The following is an 18,346-nucleotide window of genomic DNA, read 5'->3' as shown; positions in this document are numbered from 1 at the left end:
CGATACCGTCATTTATTTCAAGCTTGAAATTTTAGGCTTGAAATAAATATCTCCCTGTGGTTCGCTGAGCATACCACAGCAGGGGAGGTTCGTATGCGGATTGCTTGTCTGGGCGGGGGACCTGCCGGTCTCTATTTCGCCATCTCGATGAAACTGCGAGACTCATCCCACGAGATCGACGTGATCGAGCGCAACCGCGCCGACGATACGTTCGGCTGGGGCGTGGTGCTCTCCGATGAGACCCTTCAGAACCTCGCGGTGAACGACGCTGTCAGCGCCAAGGCCATCGGCGAGAATTTCGCTTATTGGGACGACATTGCCCTTCATATGCGTGGAGAGCGTCTCGTCTCCACCGGGCATGGTTTCTGCGGCATCGGTCGCATGAAATTGCTGCTGCTCCTACAGGAGCGCGCCCGCGAGCTCGGCATCAACCTGAAGTTCGAAACCGAAGTCGACAGCGCCGAGGATTATCGCAAGGACTACGATCTCGTAGTGGCCAGCGACGGTCTGAATTCCAAGACCCGCACGCTCTATCAGGACACGTTCAAACCTGACATCGATCAGCGCCTGTGCCAGTTCGTCTGGCTCGGCACGCATCAGAAATTTGCCGATGCCTTCACCTTCATCTTCGAGGAAACCGAGCACGGCTGGGTCTGGGCGCACGCCTACCAGTTCGATGATGAAACGGCGACCTTCATCGTGGAGTGCACGCAGGAAACCTTTGACGCTTTCGGCTTTGGCGAAATGAGCCAGGAAGACAGCATCCGGACCTGCGAGGAAATCTTCAAGGATCACCTTGGCGGCCATCCGCTGATGACCAACGCCAAGCATATCCGGGGCTCCGCCTGGATCCGCTTCCCGCGTGTCCTGTGCGAGAAGTGGAGCCACGAGAATGTGGTTCTGCTCGGCGATGCTGCCGCAACGGCGCATTTTTCCATCGGTTCCGGCACCAAGCTTGCCTTTGAATCGGCAATTGCGCTCGCGGAATACCTGCACACCGAAGCGGATATGGCCGCTGCTTTCAAGCGCTACGAGGAAGACCGGCGCCTGGAGGTGCTGCGTCTGCAGTCGGCAGCACGCAACTCGCTGGAATGGTTCGAACACGTCGAGCGTTATCTCCATCTCGATCCGGTCCAGTTCAACTATTCCATGCTGACCCGTTCCCAGCGCATAAGTCACGAAAACCTGCGTCTGCGGGATCCGAAATGGCTGGAATCTGCCGAGCGCTGGTTCATGAACCAGGCCGGCGTTTCCCCGAATTCACCCGTGCGCGCACCCATGTTCACGCCGTTCAAACTGCGCGAGATGGAGTTGAAGAACCGCATCGTCGTCTCGCCGATGGCGCAGTACAAGGCCGTTGATGGTTTGCCGACCGACTGGCACATGGTCCATTACGCCGAGCGTGCCAAGGGCGGGGCAGGTCTCGTCTTTGTCGAAATGACCTGCGTCAGTGCCGAGGGTCGGATCACGCCTGGCTGTCCGGGGCTCTATGCGCCTGAACACGAGGCGGCCTGGAAACGGTTGACCGATTTCGTGCATGCCGAAACAGATGCCAAGATCTGTTGCCAGATCGGCCATTCCGGCCGTAAGGGGTCCACGCGGATCGGCTGGGAAGGCATGGACAAGCCGCTTCACGACGGCAACTGGGAACTTGTTTCCGCATCCGCGATCCCCTGGTCCGACGGCAATGCCGTGCCGCGCGAGATCACACTTGCCGAGATGGACGCGATCAAGGTGGAGTTCGTTGCCGCAGCCGAAATGGCTGAGCGCGCCGGCTTCGACATGATCGAGCTTCATGCGGCTCACGGCTACCTGCTGTCGTCTTTCATTTCGCCGGTGTCCAACGCACGGACGGACGAATACGGCGGGTCATTGGATAACCGCATGCGCTGGCCGCTGGAGGTCTTCAACGCCATGCGCGCTGTCTGGCCTGATCACAAGCCGATGTCTGTTCGAATTTCTGCCTGCGACTGGGTGGGCGAGGAAGGCATCACGCCTGACGACGCGGTCGAGATAGCTCGCCGCTTCCGTGATGCCGGCGTCGATCTGGTCGACGTCTCCGCAGGTCAGACAACCCCGAAGGCGCGTCCGGTCTATGGCCGCATGTTCCAGACGCCGTTCTCAGACCGTATCCGCAACGAGGGCGGGCTGCCGACCATGGCTGTCGGCAATATCTACGAAGCAGACCACGCCAACTCGATCCTTATGGCGGGCCGGGCGGATCTTGTTGCCGTCGGCCGTCCGCATCTGGCGGATCCGTATTGGACGCTGCATGAAGCAGCCAAGATCGGCGACCGGAACGCCACCGACTGGCCGTTGCCGTATCTCGCGGGCCGCGACCAGATGTGGCGTCTGGCCGATCGGGAAGCGGAGATGTTGAAGGTATGAGTGTCGCTTGCCGCCATATCCTTGTTACCGGTGGCGGCAGTGGCGTCGGTGCCGCCTGTGCCCACCTCTTCGCTGAAAAAGGCGCAAAGGTCACCATTCTCGGCAGGACGGAAGCAAGCCTTGCCGAACAGAAGCTGCGGTACCAGGTATGCGATGTAACCGATGCGCAGGCCGTTCAGGCAGCCGTTGCTGCCGCGCGGACGGTCAATGGTCCGGTTGATGTCGTTGTCGCCAACGCAGGGGCTGCCAGCAGCAAACCCTTTGCCCGCACCACCGCGGAAGACTTTCAGGCCATGCTGGCGGTCAATCTCTTCGGCGTGTCGAATGTCTGGCAGGCTGTTTTGCCGGACATGAAGGCGAGTGGCTGGGGCAGGATGATCGCGATTGCCTCCACAGCAGGTCTGCGCGGCTACCCCTATGTGAGCGCTTATAGCGCCGCCAAACATGCCGTCGTCGGGCTGACGCGCTCACTGGCGCGGGAACTGGCCAGAACCGGCATCACCGTCAATGCGATTTGCCCCGGCTTCATCGAGACGCCGATGCTGCATCGCTCCATTGACACGATTGTCGAAAAGACCGGCATGAGCCGGGAAGCAGCGGCTGACAGCCTGAAAGCGGACAATCCACAGGGACGCTTCATCCAGGTGTCGGAAGTGGCCGAAGCTGCGCTCTATCTGTGTTCTGATGGAGCGGTGTCCATCAACGGTCACGCGCTGACACTTTCGGGAGGAGAGCTGTGATGGCGGAAACCGCAGCGAAACAGGAAGCCCTGTCCAAGACGCGTTTGCGTCTGTGGCTGAAGCTGTTGAAATCCGTCAATGGCATCGAAGCCGAAATCCGCCGGAACCTGCGTGACCAGCATGGCACGACCCTGCCGCGGTTCGACGTCATGTCGGCGCTCGCCCGATTTCCCGACGGATTGAAAATGTCGGAATTGTCCACGTTCCTGAAGGTGTCGAACGGCAATGTCACCGGCATTGTCGACAAGCTGACCGAGGAAGGTCTGGCCCTGCGTGTCGCCGTTCCAGGTGACCGGCGAGCCCAGGTGGCCAGGTTGACGCCGAAGGGAAGAGCCGCCTTCGAGGAACTTGCAACCCATCACGAAACCTGGATCGACGAACTGCTGGACGGCTGGTCGGCGGAAGACATCGCGGCGCTTTCGAGCCGCCTCGATCTGGTCCTGAAACGTCAAAGCCAAGAGGAGAGCGGCAATGCGAAGTGACGTGACGCATTTCAAATGTGAGATCGCGAACGGCATTGCGCGGATCGCGCTCGACCGCCCTGAACGCAAGAACCCGCTGACGTTCGAAAGCTACGCCGAGCTGCGCGACTGGTTCCGGGATCTCGTTTATTCGGATGATGTCCATGCAGTGGTGATCCTCCCGAACGGCGGCAACTTCAGCTCCGGTGGCGACGTGCATGATATCATCGGCCCGCTGACGAAGATGAACATGAAGGAGCTCCTAGCCTTCACCCGCATGACCGGTGATCTGGTGAAAGCCATGCTCAACTGCGGCAAGCCGATCATATCCGCGGTCGACGGCATTTGCGCCGGTGCTGGTGCCATCATGGCCATGGCGTCCGATCTGCGCGTTGCGACACCGGAGGCCAAGGTTGCCTTCCTGTTCAACAAGGTCGGCCTTGCCGGCTGCGACATGGGTGCTTGCGCGATCCTGCCTCGTATCATCGGTCAGGGCCGTGCGGCGGAGCTGCTTTATCTCGGCCGTTCGATGAAGGCCGAGGAAGGTCATGCGTGGGGGTTCTTCAACGCGGTGGTGCCGGCGGGTGAGCTGGACCAGGCGGCCATGGATATGGCCGGCCGTATTGTTGCCGGACCGACCTTCTCCAACTCCATGACCAAGACCATGCTGGCGCAGGAATGGTCCATGGGCCTGGATCAGGCCATCGAGGCGGAAGCCCAGGCGCAAGCAATCTGTATGCAGGGCAACGACTTCCGCCGGGCTTACGAAGCCTTCGTGAAAAAAGAAAAGCCGGTGTTCGAGGGCGACTGATGTCGGATAAATCTTTCCTCCACTGGCCGTTCTTCGAAGAAAAGCACTGGCGTCTCGCTGAAGAACTGGAGATCTGGGCAGGATCGCATCTGGCTCATGTTGACCATTCGGACACGGACGCAGCCTGCCGTCATCTGGTGACAGCGCTCGGCGATGCAGGCTTCCTGCAGCACAGCGGTGCCCCGGACGGCAAGCTGGATGTGCGCAGCCTCTGCCTCATTCGCGAAACGCTGGCCCGTCATGACGGCCTGGCGGATTTTGCCTTTGCCATGCAAGGCCTCGGAACCGGTGCAATTTCCCTGTTCGGTACGGACGAGCAGAAAGCCGAGTGGCTTCCGCAGACGCGCACCGGCAAGGCGATCTCCGCCTTCGCGTTGACCGAACCTCAGTCCGGTTCCGACGTTGCCAATTCGACCATGACCGCCACCGACGATGGTGATGTCTATGTGCTCGACGGTGAAAAGACCTGGATTTCCAACGGTGGTATCGCCGACGTCTACACGCTTTTTGCAAGAACCGGCGAAGCACCCGGCGCAAAGGGTTTGTCGGCCTTCATCGTGACGCCTGACCTTGAAGGTTTCGAGGTTGTCGAACGCCTGGAAACAATTGCGCCCCATCCGCTTGCCACACTGCGTTTCACCGGCTGCCGCATTCCGAAAAAGAACATGATCGGCACGCCGGGCGCAGGGTTCAGGATTGCGATGTCTGTCTTGGACATTTTCCGCTCGACCGTCGCCGCCGCCGCCCTGGGCTTTGCCCGCCGGGCGCTGGATGAAGCGCTTTCACGGGTGACGACACGCGAAATCCAGGGCTCGCCGCTGTTCGACCTGCAGCTGGTGCAGGGGCATATCGCGGACATGGCGCTGGATGTCGATGCCGCAGCCCTGCTGATTTACCGTGCCGCCTGGACCAAGGACAGCGGCGCCCCCCGCGTGACGCGGGAAGCCGCCATGGCAAAACTCTTTGCCACCGACCAGGCACAGAAGGTCATCGACAAGGCCGTGCAGCTTCACGGTGGCGATGGTGTTCGCTCGGGCATGCAGGTCGAAAAGCTCTATCGCGAAATCCGTGCCTTGCGCATCTACGAGGGTGCGTCGGACGTTCAGAAGATCATCATCGCGCGCCAGACCCTTGGCGCCTTTCAGGGAGACTGATCCATGCTTGGTCCCTCCGCACACGTCGATACCTTTACCCGTGACAACCTGCCGCCGGAAGAAAGCTGGCCCGATTTCCTGCTCGATGGGTTTCAGTATCCCGAACGTCTCAATGCAGGCGTTGAGCTTACCGACAGGATGGTGGAACAGGGACTGGGGGATCACACCGCCCTGATCGGGAATGGCCGCCGCCGAACCTACAAGGAACTTGCGGACTGGACCAACCGGCTGGCGCATGCACTGACCGAAGATCTTGGTGTGAAGCCGGGTAACCGGGTGCTTATCCGTTCCGCCAACAACCCGGCAATGGTCGCCTGCTGGCTCGCCGCAACCAAGGCCGGTGCCGTTGTCGTCAACACGATGCCCATGCTGCGCGCGGGCGAACTTTCCAAGATCGTCGACAAGGCGGAAATCGAGTTCGCACTGTGCGACACGCGTCTCATGGACGAGATGGTCGCCTGTGCCAAGACATCATCCTTCCTGAAGAAGGTGATTGGCTTCGACGGCACGTCAAACCATGATGCGGAGCTGGACCGGCTCGCGCTGGAAAAATCCGTGCTCTATGACGCTGTCCCGACCGGACGCGATGACGTCGCCCTGCTGGGCTTCACGTCCGGCTCCACTGGCACGCCCAAGGCCACGATGCACTTCCACCGGGATTTGCTGATCATTGCCGACGGCTATGCCAAGGAAGTTCTGGGTGTCACGCCGGACGATGTCTTCGTCGGCTCACCACCCTTGGCCTTCACCTTCGGTCTTGGCGGACTTGCAATCTTCCCGCTGCGGTTCGGCGCTGCAGCCACGCTACTGGAAAGCGCGACGCCGCCGAACATGATCGAGATCATCGAGAAATATAAGGCGACCGTCTGCTTCACCGCACCGACCGCCTATCGCGTGATGCTGCAGGCCATGGAGGAGGGGGCTGACCTTTCCTCGCTGCGCGCCGCGGTCTCCGCCGGTGAAACTCTGCCGGGTCCCGTTTATGACGCCTGGATGGCCAAGACCGGCAAGCCCATGCTGGACGGGATCGGCGCCACGGAGATGTTGCATATCTTCATTTCCAACCGCTTCGACGACCACAAGCCTGCCTGCACCGGAAAACCCGTTTCCGGATACGAAGTCAGGATCCTCGATCAGGACGGCAAGGACGTCGCTCCCGGTGAAGTGGGGCGTCTTGCGGTGCGCGGTCCTACCGGATGTCGCTATCTGGCGGACGATCGCCAGGGGCAGTATGTGATGGATGGCTGGAACATCACCGGTGACAGCTTTTCCATGAGCGAGGACGGCCACCTGCACTTTGCCGCCCGCAACGACGACATGATCATCTCCGCCGGCTACAACATTGCAGGCCCGGAAGTGGAAGCGGCACTGCTTGCACACCCTGCGGTCCAGGAATGTGCCGTCATCGGTGCTCCGGATGAGGAACGAGGCTCCATCGTACAGGCCCATGTGGTTCTTGCAGCTGGGCACGAAGCCTCAGACGACCTTTCCAAGGCATTGAAAGATCACGTTAAAGCGACGATCGCGCCTTACAAGTATCCACGCTCGATCATCTTTGCAGACGCCTTGCCGAAAACAGAAACCGGCAAGATCCAGCGCTTCCGGCTGCGTCCGGACGCCTGACCAGACCCTCGCGTGGGGCACGCGGGACACTAAAACGACAAGCCCCTTGCTGACCGTGCCGCAAAAACGAAGCACGGCGGTCCAAACTAAAAAACCGAATGGGAATAGCAGGTCACAAGACCAAGAGGAGCAGCATATGAAATTTGTAACAATGGCGGCCGCAGCCGCTCTCGCACTCGGCCTTTCCAGCGCCAACGCGGAACCGGTGAAGGTCGGCATGATTACCACTCTGTCTGGTGGTGGTGCGGGCCTTGGCATCGATGTGCGCGACGGCTTCATGCTGGCTGTTAAGCAGGCCGGCAACACGGATCTGGAAGTGGTGGTCGAGGACGATCAGCAGAAGCCGGACATCGCCGTGCAGCTGGCCGACAAGATGATCCAGTCGGAAAAGGTGGACGTCCTGACCGGTATCATCTGGTCGAACCTCGCCATGGCCGTGGTGCCGTCAGCAACCGCGCAGGGCAAGTTCTACCTGTCGCCGAACGCAGGCCCCTCCGCGCTGGCCGGCAAGGGCTGCCACCCGAACTATTTCAACGTCGCCTGGCAGAACGACAACCTGCATGAAGCTGCCGGCGCCTATGCCAATTTCGAAGGCCTGAAGAACAGCTTCCTGCTTGCGCCGAACTACCCGGCCGGCAAGGACGCGCTGACCGGCTACAAGCGCATGTACAAGGGCGAGTTCGCGGGCGAAATCTACACCAAGCTGGGTCAGACCGACTACGCGGCTGAAATCGCGCAGATCCGTGCCTCCGGTGCAGACAGTGTCTATTTCTTCCTGCCGGGCGGCATGGGGATCTCCTTCCTGAAGCAGTACAAGGACTCCGGTGTCGATCTGCCGGTAATCGGACCTGCTTTCTCCTTTGATCAGGGCATTCTGCAGGCCGTTGGCGATGCGGCGCTCGGTGTCAAGAACACCAGCCAGTGGAGCAAGGACATCGAGTCCCCGGCCAACAAGGCCTTTGTTGAGAGCTTCCAGGCCGAGTACGGCCGCCTGCCGTCGCTTTACGCTTCGCAGGGCTTCGATACCGCCAATCTGCTGCTGTCGGCCATGGCCAAGGCGGACGTGAAGGATGCTGATGCCTTCCGCGCGGCGCTGGAAGAAGCCGATTTCGCTTCCACCCGTGGCGGCTTCAAGTTCGGTCCGAACCATCACCCGATCCAGGACATCTACGTCCGCGAAGTCATCAAGGAAGGTGACGTCTACACCAACAAGATCATCGGCAAGGCCTTGACCAGCCATGCGGATGCCTACTGGTCCGAGTGCAACATGTAAGGTATTGACCCAAAAGCCGGTGCGGGAAGCCGCGCCGGCCAAAGGGGCGGGGTACTCATGTCACTGATATTGCTCATAGAGCAGGTTCTGAACGGCCTGCAATTCGGCATCATGCTGTTTCTGATGGCCGCCGGGCTGACCTTGATCTTCGGCGTCATGGGTTTGATCAACCTTGCCCATGGTTCGCTTTACATGATCGGGGCGTTCTGCGCGGCGGCTGTTGCGGCTGCAACCGGATCGTTTCTGCTGGGCCTCGTGGCGGCACTTGCCGGTGCTGCCATCGCGGGCGCCTTGGTCGAGTTGGTGGTCATCCGCCGGCTTTACGCCAAGGATCATCTGGATCAGGTGCTGGCGACATTTGCGCTGATCCTGATCTTCTCCGAAGGAACGCGCTGGATCTTCGGTTCCTTTCCGCTGTTTCTCGACGTGCCGGAATTCCTGTCCGGCCCGGTCACGTTGCCGGGCGGCATCGAATATCCTCTCTACCGGCTGACGCTGATTGCCGTCGGCCTTGCCGTTGCGCTCGGTCTCTGGATGCTGATTTCCAGGACGCGTCTCGGTGTGCAGATCAGGGCAGGGGAAAATGACCGCGAGATGATCGCGGCCCTCGGCATCGACATTGCGCGGCTCTATACCATCGTCTTCGCGCTTGGCGCCGCTCTGGCAGGTCTTGCCGGCGCCCTGGTCGGTGCCATCCAGTCGGTGCAGGTCGGCATGGGGGAACCGGTGTTGATCCTGGCTTTCGTCGTCATCGTCATCGGCGGCATCGGCTCCATCAAGGGGGCGCTTGTGGGCGCTATCCTGGTTGGATTGACCGATACGCTCGGCGGCATCTTCCTGCCGGAAATCCTGAAGCTGTTCCTCGATCCGTCGACAGCCACGTCCGTCGGATCCTCGCTCGCCTCCATGGCGATCTATATCCTCATGGCTGCGGTGCTGATCCTGCGTCCTGCCGGTCTGTTCGGAGCGCGCGCATGATCCGGGAACGCTATCTCAATGCGCTGACGCTGGCGCTCTTCGTCGCGATCCCTTTTTGGGCGATCTCGGCGGAAGAACCCTTCACCATTACGCTGATGACGCGTGCCGTCGTCTTTGCGATCGCGGCCGTTGGCCTCAACATCGCGCTCGGCCTTGGCGGGCTGGTCAGTCTCGGTCACGCGGTCTTCTTCGGCCTCGGCGGTTATGCCATGGGTATCCTCGCCTACCATGCCCAGAACTATACCGCGCTCACCGAGTGGCCATTCCTGATCGAAGGCACGAAGTCCATGCCGGTGATCTGGCTTGTAGCCGTCGTGGTGTCTTCCCTGGCTGCGCTGGTGATCGGGATCCTGTCCTTGAGAACGGCAGGGGTCTACTTCATCATGATCACGCTGGCCTTTGGCCAGATGTTCTTCTTCTTTGCCATTTCCTGGGCGGAATATGGCGGAGAGGACGGACTGTCGATCTATGTCCGCAACGGATTTCCGGGGCTCAATACGCTGGACCCAATCCAGTTCTACGGGCTTTGCCTGGGGCTTTTGTGCCTTGTGCTGCTGTTTGCATGGCGGCTGTCGGGGTCTCCATTTGGTCTTGCTCTCAATGCTGCCCGGCAGGTTCCCGTTCGCGTGGAGACCGCGGGACTGGACCCGGTGCGACTGAAGCTCGTTGCCTTCGTTGTGTCCGGCGCCATCACGGGTCTCGCGGGGGCGCTGTTTGCCGACCTCAACCGTTTCGTCAGTCCGACGATGTTCAGCTGGCAGACCAGTGGCGAGATCATGATCTTCATCATCATCGGTGGGGTGGGACGGCTTTTCGGTCCTGTGGTCGGTGCGCTGGTCTTTGTTGCGCTGGAGCACTGGCTCGGAGCCTTGAGCGACTTCTGGCACATCTACCTGGGGCTGTTGCTTCTGGTCATCGTGCTCTTCGGCAAGGGTGGTGTGATTGGCATGATTTGCGGACGGGAGGCTGTTCATGACTGATGCTGTCCTGCAAACAAACGGCATTTCCAAGAGCTTTGGCGCCTTGCGAGCCAGCCGTGACATCTCCATCGACCTGAAGCCTGGCGAGATCCACGCGATCATCGGTCCCAATGGTGCCGGCAAGTCCACCCTGATCGGGCAGATTTGCGGAACACTGCGGCCTGATGCCGGGTCGGTTCGCCTGCTGGGCAGGGACGTGACGCATCAACCGACACGCGCCCGCGCGCGTGCCGGCCTTGGGCGTACCTTCCAGATCTCCTCGCTGGCCATGGAAGACACGGTTCTCCAGAACGTTCTGCTCGGGGCACTGGGTGCCAGCGGTCGGCCCTGGAGGTTCTTCTCCAACGTGACCAGGGACACCTCCTTGCGTGAAACCGCCGAGGAAGCGCTCGCCCGTGTCGGCCTGTTGGACCAGGCACGCATGCGCACGGCGGAGCTCAGTCACGGTCAGCGCCGTCAGCTGGAAGTGGCCGTTGCGCTGACACAGAAACCAAAGGCGCTTGTCATGGATGAACCCATGGCAGGCATGGGCTCTGAAGGCTCGAAGCTGCTCACCGGTTTTCTCGATCAGCTCCGGCACGAAGCTCCGATCCTTCTCGTCGAACACGACATGGACGCGGTCTTTTCGCTGGCAGACCGTATCAGTGTGCTGGTGTACGGCGAGGTGATTGCCACCGGCACGGTCGATGAAATCCGGTCCAACGCCGCCGTTAAGGAAGCTTACCTGGGAGACGAAGCATGAGCAGTCTTCTGACACTGTCCAACGTGACGGCCTCCTATGGCGCCAGTCAGGCGCTTTTCGGCGTTGATCTGGAAATCGGCGAGGGCGAAGTGCTGGCACTGCTTGGCCGCAACGGCATGGGCAAGTCGACCACGGTCAAATGCATTTGCCGGATGCTCTCCGCGCAAGGCTCGCTGACATTTGCCGGTCATGACCTTGCCCGCCTACCGAGCCACAAGGCTGCCCGGTTGGGACTGGGCCTTGTTCCGGAAGGGCGTCGCTGTTTCAGCACCTTGAGCGTTCAGGAAAACCTGATCGCGGCGGCACGGCGCGGCGACTGGACCTTCGAACGCGTCATAGGCATGTTTCCGCGGCTTGGTGAACGGCGCGGCCAGCGGGCGGGTTCGCTGTCGGGTGGCGAACAGCAGATGCTCGCCATTGGCCGAGCCCTGATGACCAACCCGAAGCTGCTGATCCTGGACGAAGCGACCGAAGGTCTGGCCCCTGTCATCCGCCAGGAAATCTGGGCCGTGATCCGTCAGTTGAAGGCGGAAACGGGGCTCGCGATCCTCGTCATCGACAAGTCGATCAAGGAACTGCGCCAGGTTTGCGACCGGGCGACGATCCTGGAGCGCGGCACATCCGTCTGGACTGGCGGTATTGATGCTCTGACCGACGACGTCACTGCCAAGTACATCGGAGTTTGAGTGATGTTCCGGTTCGAGCAACCCATCTTGTTCAAGCATTGCGATCCGGCGGGGATTGTCTTCTATCCCCGCTATTTCGAGATGATGAACGATTGTGTCGAAGCCTTTTTCGACAAGGTCGTCGAATGGCCGTTCAAGGACATTCACAAGGTGGGGGCCGTACCGACTGCGGAAATTCGTACGCGTTTCATGGCTCCGAGCAAACTGGGCGATCTTCTGGTGCTCGGCTTGAACGTGACCAAGGTTGGCCGGACCAGTTGCGGCATCGCAATCAGCGCGCAATGCGATGGCGAGGTGCGCTTCCAGACCGAGCTGACCATCGTCAACGTGGACAGCAGCGGCAAACCGGAGCCATGGCCGGAACAGGTAAAACAACGATTTCTGGACCAGTCGGCACTCGCTTGAGCGCCGACCGGTTCAACAGGTAGGGAGCGATCAGCCTTGAGAGTTCAATCCAGTCGGATTGATTTTCAGCTGATCCGGAAGACAAGGAAAGTCAGGATCAATGACGGTCAAAAGCATTCAACCCGACGGCTGGGCCCCGGCAAAAGGCTATGCAAACGGCATGTTGACGGAGGGCAAGACGCTCCATATCGGCGGCCAGATCGGCTGGAACAAGGACCAGGTCTTTGAAACCAGTGACTTCGTCGGCCAGATGGAACAGACGCTCGCCAACATTGTGGCTATCGTCGAGGCCGCCGGTGGAGCCGTGACCGATATCGCCCGCCTGACATGGTTCATTACGGACAAACGCGAATATCTTGCCCGGCAGAGAGAAGTCGGTGAAGCCTACCGTCGGGTGATGGGGCGGCATTTCCCGGCCATGTCGGTCGTCGTGGTGGCTGGCCTCATAGAGGACGATGCATTGATCGAAATCGAGGCAACCGCCCAGGTCGGCTGACCGGCAGAGAATATTTCCGTTGCGCTATCTATAGCCCGGCACCTCGTGCCGGGCTTTTGTTTACAGCCTCCGCGACAGGCCGTCTTCGGGACAATCTCCCACCTCGATTTCGTCCTCCCGGACGGAGCGCAGCGCAGATCCGGGATCAGGGAGTTGAGGCCTGTCAACAGGAGGCGGGCCACCACCGCCGCCAGCGACTCCCCGATCCCGGCTCGCGCGTTGCTTGGCCGGGATGACGATGGTGAGGGTGACTGTTGTGAGAGGCGTTGGGGCAGGTCAGCTGGCTGCCTTTTGCATAATCTCCCACCTCGATTTCGTCTTCTCGGACGGAGCGCAGCGAAGATCCGGGACCGGGGAACCAGGGCCTGTCGATAGGGCGGGACTTGCCACTGCTGCCAGCGGCTCTCCGATCCCGGCTCGCGCGTTGCTTGGCCGGGATGACGATGGTGAGGGTGATTGTGGTGAGAGGCGTGGAGCTGCGGTGGCTGATGTTCTTCGCGAGATTGTAAAATTCACTCAATAAAACAATTGTTTAAACGGGATGGCGCTTTGTCCGAAGATTATGTCAGACAAAGTGTTTACAATGTCAGACAAAGTGGTAACGTGAGATGGCAAACAAAGAAGGTTGACATCTGTCCATGCCGGAAAATGCACAACAGCCGAAACCGGAAACGGGGTCTGCAGCAGCGAGTGAGCCGCGGGATGTGCCGCGAGCCCTGATCAGCCTCATCGAGCAGGAAGGCCTCAAGATCGGGGATCGTCTGCCGCCGGAACTGGAGCTTGTGCGCCGTCTCGGCTTTGGCAGGTCGACCATTCGCGAGACGCTCAAGACCTGGGAAAGCATGGGCGTCGTCAGCCGCAACAAAGGAGCCGGCACAAGGCTCATCGCGGAAATATCAACCAATACACTGCGCGTGGCCCTCACCATCAAACATGAAGCCGAGAGCCTGTTGCGAATGCAGCAGGTTCGACGGCCTCTGGAAATCGAGTCGGTGCGTATCGCAACGAGATCCGCAACGCCGGAACAGCGCCGCATCATCAACGCGCGGGCGGCGGAACTGATGGCTGTGTTCGAAGCCGGTGAAGACTGGCGCCCGGCCGACCATCGGTTTCACAACGCCGTTCACGATGCGACCGGCAATCCCCTGTTCAGGCAGTTCATCGAACAGATCCAGAAAGCCTTTCACGACATTTACGAAACACCGTTCGGCAAGCCGCATCTCGGCCAGGACACCATCCCGCTGCACCGCCCGCTTGCCGACGCGATCATCGCCGGTGACGAGGACAAGGCAGCGGAACTGACCGAGATGATCATCGATATGGTCTGTGCCGAAACCCAGAAAATTTCAGAGGAACACGATGGCTGACGCTGTGCCGGGTGGATATTCGATCGAGACGCTGCTGGCGGCTGCTGCCGAGACAGGGGGCGCTGTGGCGCCGCCGATCGTGCAGACGTCTCTCTTCACCTTCGACAACTACAAGGCCTTCGAAGACCGGATGGCGGGCCGCTCCAACGAGCCGCTCTATACACGGGTTCAGAACCCCACTGTGGCTGCCTTTGAAAAGCTGATGGCCCAGGCGGAAGAGGGCGAAGCTGCTGTCGGTTTTGCGTCCGGCATGGCAGCGATCTCCTCCACCGTTCTTGCCTTCGTCAAGCCGGGTGACCGCATTGCCTGCATCGAGCATGTCTATCCGGATGCCTATCGCCTGTTCGAGCGTATGCTGCGCCCGTTTGGCGTCGGGGTTACCTATCATTCAATTGAGGAGTTCCAGTCGGATCCGGATCTGCTCAAGGGCGTGAAGCTCGCCTATCTGGAAAGCCCGACCTCCGTCGTCTTCAAGACGCTGGATCTCGGAGTTGTCGCCTCACATGCCAAAAAGCACGGCACGATCACCGTAATCGACAACTCCTGGGCAACACCGCTTTTCCAGCGCCCACTGACCCTCGGCATCGACATCGTTCTGCATTCTGCCTCCAAGTACCTGTCCGGCCATTCCGACACGGTTGCCGGCGTGGTGGTGGCACGCCAGGACCTGATCGACCGGATCCGGGACCTGACCCTGCCGCTGCTCGGCGGCAAGCTTGCCCCGTTCGAGGCTTTTCTGCTGACCCGGGGACTGCGCACCCTCGGTCCGCGCATGCGCCAGCATCAGGCGACCGCGAACCTGTTTGTTGACCGGCTGGCGAGCCACCCGCATGTCAGCGCGGTGCATTCGCCCGGTCCGAACATCGTGCCCGGTCTGACCGGCCGCTCGGGCCTGTTGTCCGTCGCGCTGAACGACAACGTCGACATTCCGAACCTTGCCGACAGCCTGAAGCTGTTCCGCCTTGGCGTCAGCTGGGGTGGTTTCGAAAGCCTGATCCTGCCGACACGCATCGGCCTCAACCAGGCCGGTGAGCAGAATTCAATGCAACGCTTTGGCGTGTCCGACCGGATCGTACGCCTCAGCCTGGGGTTGGAAGACCCCAACGATCTTTGGGCCGACTTCGAGGCGGCTCTGAGCAAAAGCGCCCGGACATAAGACGGCGCAATTCAAACCAAACCTGAAAGAAGCGGAGTTGAACCATGAGGGGACTGATAGGAGCAATTAGCGCATTGGCGTTTCTGGCAGGCTCGGCAGCGAGCGCGGAAACCCTGAAGCTGGTGGAAGTGATCACCAGCCCGGAGCGCACGGAAGTACTGCAGAAGCAGGTGGATGCCTTCGAGGCTGCCAACCCGGGCACGGAAGTTGAAATCGTCTCGCTGCCCTGGGGCCAGGCCTTTGAAAAGCTGGCAACCATGGTGGCCGGTGGCGACATTCCCGATGTCGTTGAAATGCCGGACCGCTGGGCGGGCATCTACAAGGACAGGCTGGTCGATCTGAACGACAAGATCGCAGGTTGGGAATATGGTGGCACGCTGACCCAGAAAACTCTGGACATGGGCCGCCAGACCGACGGCAAGACGGCACGGATGATCCCTTACGGCTTCTATCTGCGCGCCATGTTCTACAACAAGAAGCTGCTGGCGGAAGCCGGTGTCGAAAATCCACCGAGCACGATGGCGGAATTCATGGATGCGGCCAAGGCCGTTTCCGAACTGGACGGAAAATACGGATATTGTCTCCGGGGCGGACCTGGTGGGCTCAACGGCTGGATCATGATGGCCGCCACCATGAACGGGGACAACACCTTCTTTGACGCGGATGGCAAGAGCACGCTCAACCAGCCGGGTTCCGTCGAAGGCATCCAATTCCTGATCGACATGTACCAGAACGGTTATGCCCCGAAGGATTCCGTCAGCTGGGGCTTCAACGAGATCGTGGCCGGCTTCTATTCGGGAACCTGTGCTTTCCTCGATCAGGACCCGGATGCACTGATCGCGGTTGCCGAACGTATGGCGCCGGAAGACTTCGCTGTGGTTCCGATGCCTGTCGGTCCGGCCGGCAAGGCGTTCCCGACGATCGGGTTCGCCGGTTGGGCGATGTTCGACACGACCAGCAACGAAGACCTTTCCTGGAAGCTGATTGCGCATCTGTCCAGCCCGGAAACCAACAAGGAATGGGCAAAGCGCGTTGGCGTCATTCCGATCCATGAAGGTGCAGAGCAGGATCCGTACTTCAAGACCGAGCAGTTCAAGGGCTGGTTCGACACCCTGAACGGCGACCAGTACATCCCGACGGTCATGCCGACCTATCTGGAGCAGTTCGGTTACTTCGCGGACTCCATCGCCCTGGAATCCAGCCAGGAAGCCCTCCTGGGTGAAATCTCTGCTCAGGAAGTGGCCGACAAATGGGCCGAGTTCCTGACGGAAGAATATGGCCGCTGGAAAGCCGCGCAATGACCACGATCGACACTGCCGTGCCCGGGAAAAAATCCCGGGCTCGGCCCACCTTCTACTTCCGTTACATGGTGGAGCCTTATCTCTACCTGACCCCGGCAATCGTGCTGATTGCCCTGGTGATGCTGGTGCCGCTGGTGATCGGCGTTTCCTATGCCTTCCAGGCCGTCAACCTGCTGCGCCCGTTCCAGTCGGGCTGGGTTGGCTTCGCCAACTTCGAGGCCTTGTGGTCTGACCGGAAGTTCTGGCTGGCGCTCACCAACACGTTCTGGTGGACGCTCGGGTCGATTTTCTTCCAGTTCTTCCTGGGACTTGGCCTCGCGATGCTGCTGAACACACAGTTCCACGGCAAGCGCATTGTTCAGGCACTGGTCTTTCTGCCCTGGGCCGTACCGACGTTCCTGTCGGCTCTCACCTGGGCCTGGCTCTTCAACCCGACCATCGGACCACTGCCGCACTGGCTGGCCGCTCTCGGGATCCTTTCGGAGCCGTTCAACATCCTGGGTGACAAGGACCTGGCCATGTGGGGACCTGTGACCGCAAACGTCTGGTTCGGCATTCCCTTCTTCGCCATCACGCTGCTGGCTGCGCTGCAGTCCATCCCGGGCGAACTTTACGAGGCTGCGGAAATTGACGGCGCGACCGCCTGGCAGACCTTCACCAAGATCACGCTGCCGTTTCTGGCACCGATGATCGCAATCACCGTCATGCTGAGGACGATCTGGATCGCGAATTTCGCCGATCTCATCTTCGTCATGACCGGCGGCGGACCTGCAAACTCGACGCAGATCCTGTCGACCTACATTTTCACAACAGCCTTCCGGAAACTCGATTTCGGCTATGCCTCCGCAATCGCGGTCGCGCTCCTGGGTCTGCTGCTGATCTATGCGGCAATCCTGCTGGTGCTGCGCCGGAAACTGGTCAAGATCTGAGGTGCTTCGATGAGTGCGCTTCGTAATAGCTCGCCTCTGGCGGTCACGGGAAAATATCTGGCTCTGGCGTTTTACGTCGCCTTTGCGCTTTTCCCGCTCTACTGGCTCGTCAAGATCGCGATCACGCCGGACAAGCTGATCTTCACGGAAGGGACGGCGCTCTTTCCGAGCGAGTTTACCTTCGAGAATTTCCAGACCGTTCTGATCGCAACGGATTTCCTGTCCTATTTCAAGAACAGCGTGATCGTGTCCATTGGCACCGCGGCCATCACCACGGCGATTGCGGCGGCTGCCGGATACGCTTTCTCGCGGTTCGATTTTCGCGGCAAACGGCTGATCATCGCCCTGATGCTGATCACCCAGATGTTTCCGCTTCTGATGATCATTGCCCCGATCTACAAGATCGTTGCGGCGATCGGCCTGCTGAACTCGCTTACCAGCCTGATCATCGTCTACACGGCCTTCAACATTCCCTTCGCCACCTTCCTGATGCAGTCCTTCTTTGACGGCATTCCGAAGGATCTGGAGGAGGCCGGCATGATTGACGGTTGCAGCCGCTTCGAAGCGCTCAGGAAAATCATTCTGCCGCTGACGCTTCCGGGGCTTGGGGCGACGCTGGGCTTCGTCTTTACCGCCGCCTGGAGCGAGCTGCTCTTCGCACTCATGCTGATCAACTCCAACGACACCATGACCTTCCCCGTCGGGCTTCTGACTTTCGTTTCGAAGTTCTCTGTCGACTGGGGGCAGATGATGGCCGCCGGCGTGCTCGCACTGGTGCCGTCCTGTCTGTTCTTCATCTTCATCCAGCGCTATCTGGTCCAGGGGCTTACCTCTGGCGCCGTCAAGGGGTAGGAGA

18 protein-coding genes are annotated in these 18,346 nt (G+C 60.2%); all 18 read left to right on the top strand.

The annotated features are described in order from the left end of the window. Positions 1-93 precede the first annotated feature (93 nt). The 18 genes from ACP90_RS18585 (at position 94) to ACP90_RS18495 (ending at position 18,342) form a co-directional block, all read left to right on the top strand. Positions 94-2,388, top strand: a complete 2,295-nt coding sequence (locus ACP90_RS18585) for a bifunctional salicylyl-CoA 5-hydroxylase/oxidoreductase (protein WP_062489255.1) — start codon at positions 94-96, stop codon at positions 2,386-2,388. Continuing rightward, positions 2,385-3,128 carry an SDR family oxidoreductase gene (locus ACP90_RS18580; RefSeq protein ID WP_062489253.1) on the top strand — a complete coding sequence of 248 codons (744 nt, stop codon included), beginning with the start codon at positions 2,385-2,387 and terminating at the stop codon, positions 3,126-3,128. The genes ACP90_RS18585 and ACP90_RS18580 overlap by 4 nt, the downstream gene beginning before the upstream one ends. Continuing rightward, positions 3,128-3,610: a MarR family transcriptional regulator gene (locus ACP90_RS18575; protein ID WP_055659133.1), complete on the top strand. Its 483-nt coding sequence runs from the start codon at positions 3,128-3,130 to the stop codon at positions 3,608-3,610. Before ACP90_RS18580 ends, ACP90_RS18575 begins: the two co-directional genes overlap by 1 nt. After that, positions 3,600-4,400 (top strand): enoyl-CoA hydratase family protein, encoded by an 801-nt coding sequence (locus tag ACP90_RS18570; protein ID WP_055659135.1) that lies wholly within the window; start codon positions 3,600-3,602, stop codon positions 4,398-4,400. The genes ACP90_RS18575 and ACP90_RS18570 overlap by 11 nt, the downstream gene beginning before the upstream one ends. Further along, positions 4,400-5,554 carry an acyl-CoA dehydrogenase family protein gene (locus tag ACP90_RS18565; protein ID WP_062489251.1) on the top strand — a complete coding sequence of 385 codons (1,155 nt, stop codon included), beginning with the start codon at positions 4,400-4,402 and terminating at the stop codon, positions 5,552-5,554. The genes ACP90_RS18570 and ACP90_RS18565 overlap by 1 nt, the downstream gene beginning before the upstream one ends. A 3-nt stretch (positions 5,555-5,557) precedes the next feature. After that, positions 5,558-7,177, top strand: a complete 1,620-nt coding sequence (locus tag ACP90_RS18560) for an AMP-binding protein (protein WP_062489249.1) — start codon at positions 5,558-5,560, stop codon at positions 7,175-7,177. A 136-nt stretch (positions 7,178-7,313) separates the two neighbouring features. Continuing rightward, the gene (locus ACP90_RS18555; RefSeq protein ID WP_062489247.1) at positions 7,314-8,450 is read left to right on the top strand and encodes an ABC transporter substrate-binding protein; all 1,137 of its coding nucleotides are present in this window, start codon (positions 7,314-7,316) and stop codon (positions 8,448-8,450) included. A gap of 57 nt (positions 8,451-8,507) precedes the next feature. Beyond that, complete coding sequence (locus ACP90_RS18550; protein ID WP_022997654.1) at positions 8,508-9,428, top strand: branched-chain amino acid ABC transporter permease; 921 nt, start codon at positions 8,508-8,510, stop codon at positions 9,426-9,428. Then, on the top strand, positions 9,425-10,408 hold the full coding sequence (locus ACP90_RS18545; RefSeq protein ID WP_022997653.1) for a branched-chain amino acid ABC transporter permease: 984 nt from the start codon (positions 9,425-9,427) through the stop codon (positions 10,406-10,408). Before ACP90_RS18550 ends, ACP90_RS18545 begins: the two co-directional genes overlap by 4 nt. Further along, on the top strand, positions 10,401-11,150 hold the full coding sequence (locus tag ACP90_RS18540; RefSeq protein WP_022997652.1) for an ABC transporter ATP-binding protein: 750 nt from the start codon (positions 10,401-10,403) through the stop codon (positions 11,148-11,150). Before ACP90_RS18545 ends, ACP90_RS18540 begins: the two co-directional genes overlap by 8 nt. Continuing rightward, on the top strand, positions 11,147-11,836 hold the full coding sequence (locus tag ACP90_RS18535; RefSeq protein ID WP_055659143.1) for an ABC transporter ATP-binding protein: 690 nt from the start codon (positions 11,147-11,149) through the stop codon (positions 11,834-11,836). Before ACP90_RS18540 ends, ACP90_RS18535 begins: the two co-directional genes overlap by 4 nt. A gap of 3 nt (positions 11,837-11,839) precedes the next feature. Beyond that, positions 11,840-12,241 carry a thioesterase family protein gene (locus tag ACP90_RS18530; RefSeq protein ID WP_062489245.1) on the top strand — a complete coding sequence of 134 codons (402 nt, stop codon included), beginning with the start codon at positions 11,840-11,842 and terminating at the stop codon, positions 12,239-12,241. A 100-nt stretch (positions 12,242-12,341) separates the two neighbouring features. Next, entirely contained in the window at positions 12,342-12,737 is a 396-nt protein-coding gene (locus ACP90_RS18525) for a RidA family protein (RefSeq protein WP_022997649.1), read from the top strand. Positions 12,738-13,375: 638 nt separating this feature from the next. Further along, positions 13,376-14,104 carry an FCD domain-containing protein gene (locus tag ACP90_RS18515; protein ID WP_062489240.1) on the top strand — a complete coding sequence of 243 codons (729 nt, stop codon included), beginning with the start codon at positions 13,376-13,378 and terminating at the stop codon, positions 14,102-14,104. Then, the gene (locus tag ACP90_RS18510) at positions 14,097-15,260 is read left to right on the top strand and encodes an aminotransferase class I/II-fold pyridoxal phosphate-dependent enzyme (protein ID WP_062489236.1); all 1,164 of its coding nucleotides are present in this window, start codon (positions 14,097-14,099) and stop codon (positions 15,258-15,260) included. Before ACP90_RS18515 ends, ACP90_RS18510 begins: the two co-directional genes overlap by 8 nt. A gap of 44 nt (positions 15,261-15,304) precedes the next feature. Beyond that, complete coding sequence (locus tag ACP90_RS18505; RefSeq protein WP_031268042.1) at positions 15,305-16,561, top strand: sugar ABC transporter substrate-binding protein; 1,257 nt, start codon at positions 15,305-15,307, stop codon at positions 16,559-16,561. A 65-nt stretch (positions 16,562-16,626) separates the two neighbouring features. After that, on the top strand, positions 16,627-17,490 hold the full coding sequence (locus ACP90_RS18500; RefSeq protein ID WP_228148102.1) for a sugar ABC transporter permease: 864 nt from the start codon (positions 16,627-16,629) through the stop codon (positions 17,488-17,490). A gap of 9 nt (positions 17,491-17,499) precedes the next feature. Then, on the top strand, positions 17,500-18,342 hold the full coding sequence (locus tag ACP90_RS18495; protein WP_022997643.1) for a carbohydrate ABC transporter permease: 843 nt from the start codon (positions 17,500-17,502) through the stop codon (positions 18,340-18,342). The last annotated feature ends 4 nt before the right edge of the window (positions 18,343-18,346 follow it).

The organism is Labrenzia sp. CP4 (genome assembly GCF_001579905.1).
Lineage (GTDB): Bacteria > Pseudomonadota > Alphaproteobacteria > Rhizobiales > Stappiaceae > Roseibium > Roseibium algicola.
The sequence above is the reverse complement of the archived record's forward strand: the minus strand, read 5'-3'. Positions and strand labels throughout refer to the sequence as shown.

Coding starts and splice junctions, on each gene's coding strand:
- ACP90_RS18585 (WP_062489255.1), top strand. CDS start 94: ATGCGGATTGCTTGTCTGGGCGGGGGACCTGCCGGTCTCTATTTCGCC.
- ACP90_RS18580 (WP_062489253.1), top strand. CDS start 2,385: ATGAGTGTCGCTTGCCGCCATATCCTTGTTACCGGTGGCGGCAGTGGC.
- ACP90_RS18575 (WP_055659133.1), top strand. CDS start 3,128: ATGGCGGAAACCGCAGCGAAACAGGAAGCCCTGTCCAAGACGCGTTTG.
- ACP90_RS18570 (WP_055659135.1), top strand. CDS start 3,600: ATGCGAAGTGACGTGACGCATTTCAAATGTGAGATCGCGAACGGCATT.
- ACP90_RS18565 (WP_062489251.1), top strand. CDS start 4,400: ATGTCGGATAAATCTTTCCTCCACTGGCCGTTCTTCGAAGAAAAGCAC.
- ACP90_RS18560 (WP_062489249.1), top strand. CDS start 5,558: ATGCTTGGTCCCTCCGCACACGTCGATACCTTTACCCGTGACAACCTG.
- ACP90_RS18555 (WP_062489247.1), top strand. CDS start 7,314: ATGAAATTTGTAACAATGGCGGCCGCAGCCGCTCTCGCACTCGGCCTT.
- ACP90_RS18550 (WP_022997654.1), top strand. CDS start 8,508: ATGTCACTGATATTGCTCATAGAGCAGGTTCTGAACGGCCTGCAATTC.
- ACP90_RS18545 (WP_022997653.1), top strand. CDS start 9,425: ATGATCCGGGAACGCTATCTCAATGCGCTGACGCTGGCGCTCTTCGTC.
- ACP90_RS18540 (WP_022997652.1), top strand. CDS start 10,401: ATGACTGATGCTGTCCTGCAAACAAACGGCATTTCCAAGAGCTTTGGC.
- ACP90_RS18535 (WP_055659143.1), top strand. CDS start 11,147: ATGAGCAGTCTTCTGACACTGTCCAACGTGACGGCCTCCTATGGCGCC.
- ACP90_RS18530 (WP_062489245.1), top strand. CDS start 11,840: ATGTTCCGGTTCGAGCAACCCATCTTGTTCAAGCATTGCGATCCGGCG.
- ACP90_RS18525 (WP_022997649.1), top strand. CDS start 12,342: ATGACGGTCAAAAGCATTCAACCCGACGGCTGGGCCCCGGCAAAAGGC.
- ACP90_RS18515 (WP_062489240.1), top strand. CDS start 13,376: ATGCCGGAAAATGCACAACAGCCGAAACCGGAAACGGGGTCTGCAGCA.
- ACP90_RS18510 (WP_062489236.1), top strand. CDS start 14,097: ATGGCTGACGCTGTGCCGGGTGGATATTCGATCGAGACGCTGCTGGCG.
- ACP90_RS18505 (WP_031268042.1), top strand. CDS start 15,305: ATGAGGGGACTGATAGGAGCAATTAGCGCATTGGCGTTTCTGGCAGGC.
- ACP90_RS18500 (WP_228148102.1), top strand. CDS start 16,627: ATGGTGGAGCCTTATCTCTACCTGACCCCGGCAATCGTGCTGATTGCC.
- ACP90_RS18495 (WP_022997643.1), top strand. CDS start 17,500: ATGAGTGCGCTTCGTAATAGCTCGCCTCTGGCGGTCACGGGAAAATAT.